This window comes from Myxococcus sp. CA040A (genome assembly GCF_013336725.1).
Classification (GTDB): domain Bacteria; phylum Myxococcota; class Myxococcia; order Myxococcales; family Myxococcaceae; genus Myxococcus; species Myxococcus llanfairpwllgwyngyllgogerychwyrndrobwllllantysiliogogogochensis.
The window spans coordinates 755,316-765,004 of the sequence record NZ_JABUMR010000002.1; the positions used below are offsets into that span (position 1 = coordinate 755,316).

Genomic DNA, 9,689 nt, shown 5'->3' on the forward strand with positions numbered 1-9,689 from the left:
GGATGCCCAGCAGCGAGACGTCCGGCCTCGAGCGTGTCTCCCGCGCGGAGCGGCTGCAGCTCTCCTACGGTCAGCAGCGCCTCTGGTTCATCGACCGCATCGCGCCCGGCAATCCCATCTACAACGAGCCCCTGGTCGTGCTGGAGCTTCGCGGGCGCTTGGACGTGGTGGCGGTGCGGCGCGCGGTGGACCACCTGCTCGCACGTCACGAGGTGCTCAGGACGGTCATCGCGGAGACAGCCGGTGAGCCGAGCCTGCGCATCCTGGAGCCACGGCCCGCGGAGCTGGAGGTCCTCGACTTCCGCTCGCCCTCCGAAGAGGAGACGGACGGACGGCTTCGCGAGGTGTTGGACGCGGAGGCCACGCGTTCGTTCGACCTGTCGCGAGGTCCCCTCATCCGCTTCTCGCTCGTGTGGACCGCCGAGGAGCGCCACGTGCTCGTCGTGGCCTCGCACCACATCGTGTCCGACGGTTGGTCGGTGCGCGTGCTGCTGCGGGAGCTGGCGACGTTGTATGGCGACGCGGTTCGTGGCCGGCCGCTGGGGGCCGGGCTGCCCGTGCTGGACGTCCAGTACGCCGACTACGCGGCCTGGCAGCGGCGACGGCTCGAGCGAGGGGAGCTGGCGGAGGAGGAGCGCTACTGGGTGTCCCGGCTGCGGGGGGCACCCATGCAACTGGACTGGCCAACGGACCGGCAGAGACCTCGCGTGTCGCGGCTGGACGGTGCCTATGTCGCGGGCCAGCTCTCGACGGCGAGCCTGGACCGCCTGCGCGCCGAAGCAGGGGCCGCGCTTCGAGACGACTCCGGCCCCGTCACGCGGTTCATGGCGCTGCTCGCGGCGTGGTTGCTCATCCTGCACCGTCGCAGTGGCAGCCTGGATATCTCGGTGGGCTCGGCCGTGGCGGGTCGCATGCGCAAGGACCTGGAGCCGCTCATCGGCTTTTTCGTCAACGTCCTGGTGTTGAGGACGGACCTCTCGGGCAACCCGAGCCTGCTCACGCTGTTGGCGCGAGTGCGGGAGACGGTGCTCGGCGCGCTCGAACACCAGGAGCTTCCGTTCGACCGCCTGGTGGAGCAGCTCCAGCCAGAGCGACACGACAGTCGGCAGCCGCTGGTGAATGTGTTCTTCGCGTACCACAACTTCAGCGCGGAGCGGCACGTCGTGGAGGGGCTGGAGTTGCGCCGGCTGCGCTACGAGCGCGCGGGCTCCAAGTTCGACGTCGCGCTCCTGGCGGTGGAGAGCGAGGAGGACGCGCGGACCTTGACGCTCCAGCTCTGGTACGACCCGGAGCTCTACGGCGAGGAGACGATGCGCGCCGCCCTGGAGGAGGTCTGCCGGGCGGTGGAGGGACTGGGCGCGGAGAGTCTCGGCCGGAGGTTGATGGCGCTCGACGCCATCCTGGAGCCTCCGCGCGACGGCCCATGTGAGCAGGAATTCCGTTGGTAGGTGGCCGGAAGCCTGGGGTGAGCGACATGACAGTGACACTTCGTGATGGTGCCCTCGATGGGCGCCTGGCGGCGTTCGTCCGTGAGCATGGAACGGGCGAGGAGACGGTGCTCCTCGCGGCGTGGCTGGCGACCCTCGCGACCGCGAGGCCGGAGCACGCGTCCCGCTGCCTGGTGGAAGGGCCGAGCCGCTCCGTGCTGGTGGCCTGTCCTCCGGTGACGCGAGAGGCTTTCGTGGACCTGGTGGTGCGAGTCCACCGGGCGCTGCGCCGTGGCTCGGCCTCCCCCGCGCAAGACCCCGCGTCCGTGGCGCGCGTGCGGCTGGTCCCCATGGGCGGCGAGGTGACGACGACCGTGCCTTCCGGCGCGATTCCCGAGCTGGTCATCCGGAGGACCGGGGAAGGGCTCGCGCTCGAAGGACGCGGAGATGGCGGCGCCAGTCTGGCGCGCTCGGCCCGAGCGGTGCTGGACGCGGCCCTGAAGGACCCGATGCGGGACTGGGCGCGACTGCCCCTGCTCGACGCGCAGATGCTGGAGGCCCTCAAGCACGCGACGCGGGGCGAGGTCCCCGCCGAAGGTGTGGGCGAGGACTGCCTGACGGCCTTCTCGGCGATGGTGGCGGCGCATCCGGAGGCGGTGGCGTTGGCCCATGGCGAGCGCGCGTGGACGTATGCGGAGGTGGATGGCGCGGTGAGGCGGTTGGGCTACGCCTTGTGGCAACAAGGGGTGCTCGGGCAGGTGGTGGGCGTGCTGGTGGAGGACCCGATGGACCTGGTGGTGGCGCCGCTGGCGGTGCTCGCGGCCGGTGGGACCTTCGCGATGCTGGATGCCCGCGTGCCCGCGCAGCGCACCGCCAGCCTGCTGGAGACGGTGCGGGCCTCGCTCGTGGTGACCCGTGGCGCACTGCTGCCCGAGGACCTGGCGCCGAGGGTGCGGCGGTTGGCATTGGAGACGGTGGACCCCGAGCGCCCCGCGTTGCGGGGGCCGTTGTTCGCGGAGCCGCTGCTGCCAGCCTGCTTGTCCCTCACCAGTGGAACCACGGGGACTCCGCGCGCGGCGATGGTGACGCGGGGTGGGCTGCTGTGGCTCGCGCACGCCATGCATCGGGTGGCGGGTGGTGGGCAGTGCGCGTTGCACGTGGGCTCGGTCGCCTTCGATGCGTTTCTCTACAACCTGTCGCTGACGCTGTTCCGTGGGGGGACGCTCGTCTTCGCGGGCGCTCACGTGGACCCGGCGGTGATGGTGGAGACGGCCCGTCGCTGGCGGGTGGACCACATCTGCGCGGTGCCCTCCATCCTGCGATTGGTCGACGCGGAGGCGCTCTGCGACGACCGCTGGCCCGTGGTGATGTCGGTGGGCGAGGCGTGCCCGCCGGAGCTCGCGGAGCGTTTCGTCGGACGCGCTCGCTTCGTCAATGCCTACGGGCCGACGGAGACGACGGTGTGCAGCCACATGCACGTCGTGGACGACGTCGAGGAGTTGGGCACGCAGGTGCCCATCGGCCTGCCGCTGGCGGGGGTGACGGGCGTGGTGGTGGACGCGTGGGTGCGGCCCCTGCCGTCGGGGGTGGAGGGGGAGTTGCTCATCGGCGGTGTCGGCGTGGGCCTTGGTTATCACCTCGCGCCCGCGGAGACGGCGGAGCGCTTCGTCCCGGATCCGCTGGGGCCTCCTGGCTCGCGGGCCTTCCGTTCAGGGGACAGGGCGGTCCTGCTGGCGGATGGTCGTGTCTTGCTGCGAGGGCGCGCGGACCGGCAGGTAAAGGTGCGCGGCGCGCGGGTCGACCTGGGCGAGGTGGATGGCGTCCTCGGACGACATCCGAGCGTGGCGGAGGTGTGCACGGCGGCGCGAGCGACCTCGGGCGGCGAGACGCGGCTGGTGACGTACGCGGTGGACCGACGGGAGTACCGCAGGCCCGAGCTGGAGCGGGAGCGGGTGGACCGGTGGCTGTTGGCCTTCGAGCAGGCCCTGAAGTCGGAGCCCCGTCCCGACGAGGAGTTCGCTGGTTGGTCCAGCGCGGTGACGGGAGAGGCGATGCCGCGCGAGGTGATGCGCGAGTGGCTGGCCGCGACGTGCGCGCGAATCCTGGAGCGCCGGCCGCGCCGGGTGTTGGAGATCGGCTGCGGAACGGGAGCCATCCTCGAACACGTGGCTCCGGTGTGTGAGGAGTACTGGGCCACGGATGTCTCGCCGGTGTCGCTGGAGACGGCGGCGGCGCGAGCCCGACGCGTGGGAGCGGCGGGGCGCACGCGGTTGCTGTTGCGGAAGGCGGAGGAGGGCGGATACGCCGAGGGGCGCTTCGATGTCGTCGTCGTGAACTCGGTGGTGCAGTACTTCCCGAGCGCGGCGTACCTGGTGGACGTGCTGCGCCATGCGGTGGCCGCGACACGGCCCGGCGGGGTTGTCTACGTGGGGGACGTGCGACACCTGGGTCTCCATGCGGACTTCCAGCGGCATGTCGCGCTGTCGCGGGCGGCCGGACAGACGTCATTGGAGGATTTGGAGCGACAGGCGAGCCGGGCCGCGCAGCTCGAAGAGGAGCTGCTCGTCGATCCACGCTTCTTCCAGGTGTTGGCGCGAGAGCTCCCCCGGCTCTCGGGAGTGCGCCTGTTGGTGCGAGGCGGGGCGACAGCGAATGAGCTGAATCAGTTCCGATACGACGCGGTGCTGCACGTGGGCGCCCCTGGGGAGACGGTGCCCCTCCTGGAGGTCTCCTGGGAGCCCGGGCAGGGTCTGGAGCACTGGCTGAGCACCGGCACGCTTCCGCTGCGTGTCGTGGGGATTCCGAACGCGCGGCTGGTGACTGTCCTGGAGCGGACCTCCGTCCTGGCCCAGGGCGCGCGCGCGGAACGCACGGTGGAGGAGCTGCGCGGGGTTTCGCCTCGGCGTCGAGAGGCCGTGGACCCCGAGCACCTGCTGGCGGAGGCGGCGGCGCTGGGGCTGACCGCGGAGTGCCGACTGCGCGTCGAGGACGTGGCGCGCTTCGACCTGGTGCTGGGCCTGCCCCAGTCGCCACTGGCTCCGGATGCTCCGGTGCTGTTGCCGGTGACGCTCGAACAGTGGACTCACGAGCCGCTCCGAGCGGAGCGGGCGGAGGCGCTCGTCCGCGACCTCACGAGTTTCTCGGCCAGCGAGCTGGCGCCCTGGATGCGTCCCTCGGACGTCCGGGTGGTGCCCGAGTTGCCGCGAACCTCCAGCGGAAAGGTCAACCTCACGGCCCTGTCCGCCTGGGAGCCCGCGCGTGACGAAGACGGCCCCGCGCCCGCCACTCCGAGCGGCGGGGGGACCGTGGGGACCTTGCTGCGAGGCATCTGGGAAGACCTGCTGGAGCGACGGCTTCCGGACGAAAGCGCGAGCTTCTTCGGCTTGGGCGGCCACTCGCTGATGGCGGTGCGATTGATGGCGCGCATCAACGCCGCGCTTCAGGTGCACCTGCCGGTCTCCGCCCTCTTCGAGACGCCCATCTTCCGCGACATGGCGGCGCGCATCGAGCGGCTCCGGAGTGAAGGGGCGGGAGCTGACGCGCTGGTGGTGGAGCGGGCGCCGGAGGCGGAGCACTACCCGATGTCCACCGCGCAAGCGCGCGTCTGGTTCCTCGAACAGCTCCTGCCCGGGAAGGCCACGTACCACATCCCCATCGCGCTCAGGCTTCGGGGACCGCTGGACGTGGGTGCGTTGCGGCGGGCACTCCATTCGCTGGTGGAGCGACATGAGCCGCTCCGCGCCCGGTTCGGTGCGGTGGGCGGACGCCCTGTGCAGTGGTTCGACGTGCGACGCCCGGTGGAGCTGCCGCTGCTTCCGTTCGAGGAGATGTCGGCGGAGGAGCTGGAGGACTGGATTCGCGCGTACTCGCAGCGGCCGTTCTCCCTGGCGGAGGGGCCGTGTGTGCGCGCGGCGCTCTTGGGCTTGGGGGAACTCGAGCATGTGCTCGTCATCGTCTTCCACCATCTGGTGGCGGATGGCTGGTCCATGCGAGTGCTCACCAGCGACCTGACGGCGCTGTACGGCGCGGCGGTCTCCGGTGAGGCGTCGCCGCTGCGTCCGCTGGAGCTTCAGTACCGCGACTACGCGGTGGCACAGCAGCAGTGGGTCGACTCGCCGGGGATGCGGACCCAACTGGACCAGTGGCTGGACACGTTGCGCGGTCAGCAGCCCGTGGAGACGCTGGCGAGCAGGCCGAGACCGTCGCGCAGGAGCGGCGCGGGCGATGTGGTGCTCAGCCAGCTCTCCGCGCCGCTCGTCGAGAAGCTGCGCAGGCTGGCCCGGAGTCAGGACTGCACGCTGTTCATGGTGCTGCTGGGGGGCTTCGCGGCCCTGGTCTCACGGCACTCGCGGGACCATGACTTGACGTTGGGGACCCCGGTCTCCAACCGCGTGGACCCGAAGCTGGACGCGCTGGTGGGCTTCTTCACCAACACCCTGGCGCTGCGCGTGCAAGTGGACGTGACGCGGTCCGGGGTGGAGCTGCTGCGACGGGTGAGGGAGGCGTCGGTTGCGGCGTTTGATCGTCAGGCGGTGCCGTTCGACCGCATCGTCGAGAAGCTCAAGCCCGTTCGAGACTTGTCGACGACTCCCATCTTCCAACTGTGGTTCGCGTTCCTGGAACTCCAGTTGATGGAGAGCGAGCACCAGGGACTGAAGCTGGAGTCCCTGGCGGTGAGGACGGCGGCGGCGGAGTTCGACCTGTCGCTCTCCATCACCTTGGAGGGCGCGCGGTTGTGCTGCTCGTTCTCGTACGCGACGGACCTCTTCGAGCGCGAGGAAGTCGAGTCCCTGGCGCGTCGATATGAGCGGTTGCTGGAGGGGCTGGCGGAGGATGCCTCGGTGACGGTGGCGGCGCTGCCGCTGCTGACGCCCGCGGAGCAGCGTGCCTTGGTGTCGCAGGGGGCGGGAGCCTCCGCGGGGCGGTACGAGAGCGTGGACCGGCGGTTGGCAGGACATGCGCGCACCCGTCCCGATTCCGTGGCCATCAGCGATGCGGGGGCGGCCTGGAGTTACGCACGCGTGGAAGCGGAGGCGAGCGCCATCGCGCAAGCGCTGCGAAGCGCGGTGGGGCTGGGTGGCCGTATCGGCATCCTCATGGGGCCCTCGGCGCGCACGGTGGTGACGGTGCTGGGGGCCCTGCGGGCCGGGGTGACCTTCGTCCTGTTGGACCCGTCCTATCCGATGGAGCGTCACCGCTTCATGGTGGAGGACGCGGGCCTGGGGCTCATCGTCAGCGACGTTGACGACGCGCGGGACCGGGTGGGGCCGGGCGTGGAGACCGTGTCGGTGGAGCACTTGCTGGCCCAGGCCGGAGACGCGGTGGTGGAGGCGGGGCTGCTCCCGGACGAGCTGCCCGCGTACCTTTGCTACACGTCGGGTTCTACAGGGCGGCCCAAGGGAGTGATGGTTCCTCGCGGCGCGCTGACCCAGTTGCTGGGGGCGATGGCGTCCCGCGTGGGTGCGACGGTGTCCACGCGGATGTTGGCGAACACCGCGCTGTCGTTCGACATCGCGCTGCTGGAGTTGTTGCTTCCCACCTTTGTCGGAGGGTGTGTCGTCGTCGCGACCCGGGGACCTCGGCTGGATGGCGAGCGTCTCAATGCGCTCCTGCGCGACGAGCGGGTGAACCTGGTCCAGGGCACTCCGTCCACGTGGCGGCTTCTCCTGGCCGCGGGCTTCGTGGGCGGCGAGGACCTGACGCTGCTCTGCGGAGGCGAGGCGTTGGAAGGTGAGCTGGCGGCGACGTTGCGACGCCACTGCGGGCGACTCTTCAACGTCTACGGCCCGACCGAGACGACCATCTGGTCGACGTTCCACGAGGCCGAAGCCCTGGGGTTGGGGCGTGAGCCCATCGGGCGACCGCTTCCCGGGACTCGCTGCAAGGTGCTGGATGCGACGTGGCGGCCTGTGCCGCCTGGAGCGCTGGGAGAGCTGTACATCGGCGGTGTCGGTGTCGCGCAGGGCTACACGGGACGGCCGATGGAGACGGCCATGCGTTTCGTGCCGGACCCGGACGGCCCCGCGGGCTCGCGGATGTACGCCACGGGCGATCTGGTCCGGATGGGTCTGGACGGGACGCTGGGCTTCCACGGCCGCGAGGACGCTCAGGTGAAGGTGCGGGGCCATCGCATCGAGCTGGCCGAAGTGGAAGCGGCGCTGAAGCAGGTGACTGGGGCGCGTGATGGGGTGGTCGTGGTCCGGGAGGACGTTCCCGGAGACAAGCGACTGGTGGGGTACGTGGTGGCGGACACGCTGCCCGACCTGGTGGCGGTGAAGGCGCTGCTGAGGACGAAGTTGCCGGAGTACATGGTGCCTTCGGTGCTGATTCGGTTGGAGTCCCTGCCGCTGACGCCGAACGCGAAGGTGGACCGCAAGGCGCTTCCCGCTCCGGAGTCGGTGGACGCCACGGAGTCGGCCTCGTACGTGGCGCCGAGGACTCCGACGGAGCAGGTCCTGGTGGGGCTGTGGGAGTCGCTCCTGGGGCAGCGGCGTGTCGGCATCCGGGACGACTTCTTCCAACTGGGTGGGCACTCGTTGCTGGCGACCCAGGTGGCGTCGCGAGTCCACGCCACGTTCGGGGTGAGTCTGTCGCTGCGGAGCATCTTCGAGTCCGCCACCGTGGAGACGTTGGCCGTGCTCGTGGAGCAGGCGCTCCGTTCCGAGCAGGGTGCTCTGCCGCCGCCGCTGCGGCCCGTATCGCGAAGCGAGCCGCTGCCGTTGTCGTATTCCCAGCAGCGACTGTGGTTCCTGGATCAGCTCCAGGCGGGATTGGACACGTACAACCTCCCCGCGGCGCTGCGAATCGAAGGCCCGTTGGTTGTGGAGGTGTTGGAGCGGAGCTTCTCGACGCTGGTGCGTCGCCACGAATCGTTGCGCACGACGTTCCGTGCGGGCGCGGGCGGTCCCGTTCAGGTCATCGCGGAGGGCGCGGAGTGGGTCCTCCAGCGAGAGGACGTGAGCGGGTTGCCGGAGGCGGAGCGTGAAGGCGCGGTGAAGCAGTGCATCGCGAAGGAAGCCCGGCGGCCGTTCGACCTGGAGTCAGGGCCACTTCTGCGGACGGTGATGGTGAAGCTGTCGGAGCGGGAGCACGTGCTGGTGCTGGTGATGCACCACATCGTGTCGGACGGCTGGTCGATGGGTGTGCTGGTGAGGGAAGTGGGCGCGCTCTACGAGGCGTACGCGAAGGGACAACTGTCTCCCTTGAGCGAGCTGCCGGTGCAGTACGCGGACTACGCGGTGTGGCAACGGGAGTGGTTGCAGGGGGCGGAGCTGGAGCGACAGCTCGCCTATTGGCGCAACCAACTGAAGGGCGCTCCGCGCGCATTGGAGCTCCCAACCGACCGGCCGAAGCCCGCGACTCAGACGTACCGAGGCGGCTTCGTGAAGGCGCTGTGGGGGAGTGCGCTCTGGAGGTCGGTGGAGGGACTCGGGAGGCGGGAGGGCGCTACGCCCTTCATGGTGTTGCTGGCCGCGTACCAGACGGTGCTGGGCAGGTACGCGGGTCAGGAAGACGTGTGCGTGGGCGCGCCCATCGCGGGAAGGACGCGGACGGAGACGGAGGGGCTGATCGGGTGCTTCGTCAACACGCTGGTCCTGCGGGGGCGGGTGAAGAGAGAGGAGACCTTCGCGGGGTTGGTGAAGCAGGTGCGGGAGACGACGCTGGGCGCTTACGCGCATCAGGACGTGCCGTTCGAGAAGCTGGTGGAAGAGTTGCAGCCTGAGAGGGACTTGAGTCGGAGCCCGCTCTTCCAGGTGACGTTGACGCTGCAGAACACGCCGGTGACGGAGCTGCGTCAGGAAGGACTGACGCTGAAGGGAATGCCGGCGGAGGGGACCACGTCGAAGTTCGACCTGTCGCTGGTGGTGGAGGAGGCGGAGGACGGAGTGGCGGTGGTGGCGAACTACAACAGTGACCTCTTCGAGAGGAGGACGGTGGAGGTGATGGTGGAGCACCTTCGGGTGCTGCTGGAGGCAGGAGTGGCGCGGCCGGAGGCGAGGCTGTGGACGCTGCCGATGCAGGGGGAAGAGGCGCGGCGAGTATTGGTGGAGGAGTGGAGCGGCCGACGCGTGGAGTACCCGCGAGAGGCAAGCCTGGCGTCACTCTTCGAGGAGCAGGTGAGGCGCAGTCCGGAAGCGGTGGCGGTGGAGTACGAGGGCGAGAGGCTGAGCTACGGAGAGCTGAACCGCCGAGCGAATCAGCTGGCGCACCACCTGAGAGGGATGGGGGTAGGCCCCGAGGTGAAGGTGGGGCTGTGCGTGG

At 70.1% G+C, this 9,689-nt stretch carries 2 protein-coding genes; both read left to right on the forward strand.

The features are described from left to right. Positions 1–2: 2 nt before the first annotated feature. Complete coding sequence (locus HUA75_RS09865) at positions 3–1,448, forward strand: condensation domain-containing protein (RefSeq protein WP_174486216.1); 1,446 nt, start codon at positions 3–5, stop codon at positions 1,446–1,448. Between the two features lie 26 nt (positions 1,449–1,474). Beyond that, positions 1,475–9,689 (forward strand): non-ribosomal peptide synthetase (locus tag HUA75_RS09870; protein WP_174486217.1); only part of this gene is annotated, 8,215 nt, incomplete at its 3' end.

Coding starts and splice junctions, on each gene's coding strand:
- HUA75_RS09865 (WP_174486216.1), top strand. CDS start 3: ATGCCCAGCAGCGAGACGTCCGGCCTCGAGCGTGTCTCCCGCGCGGAG.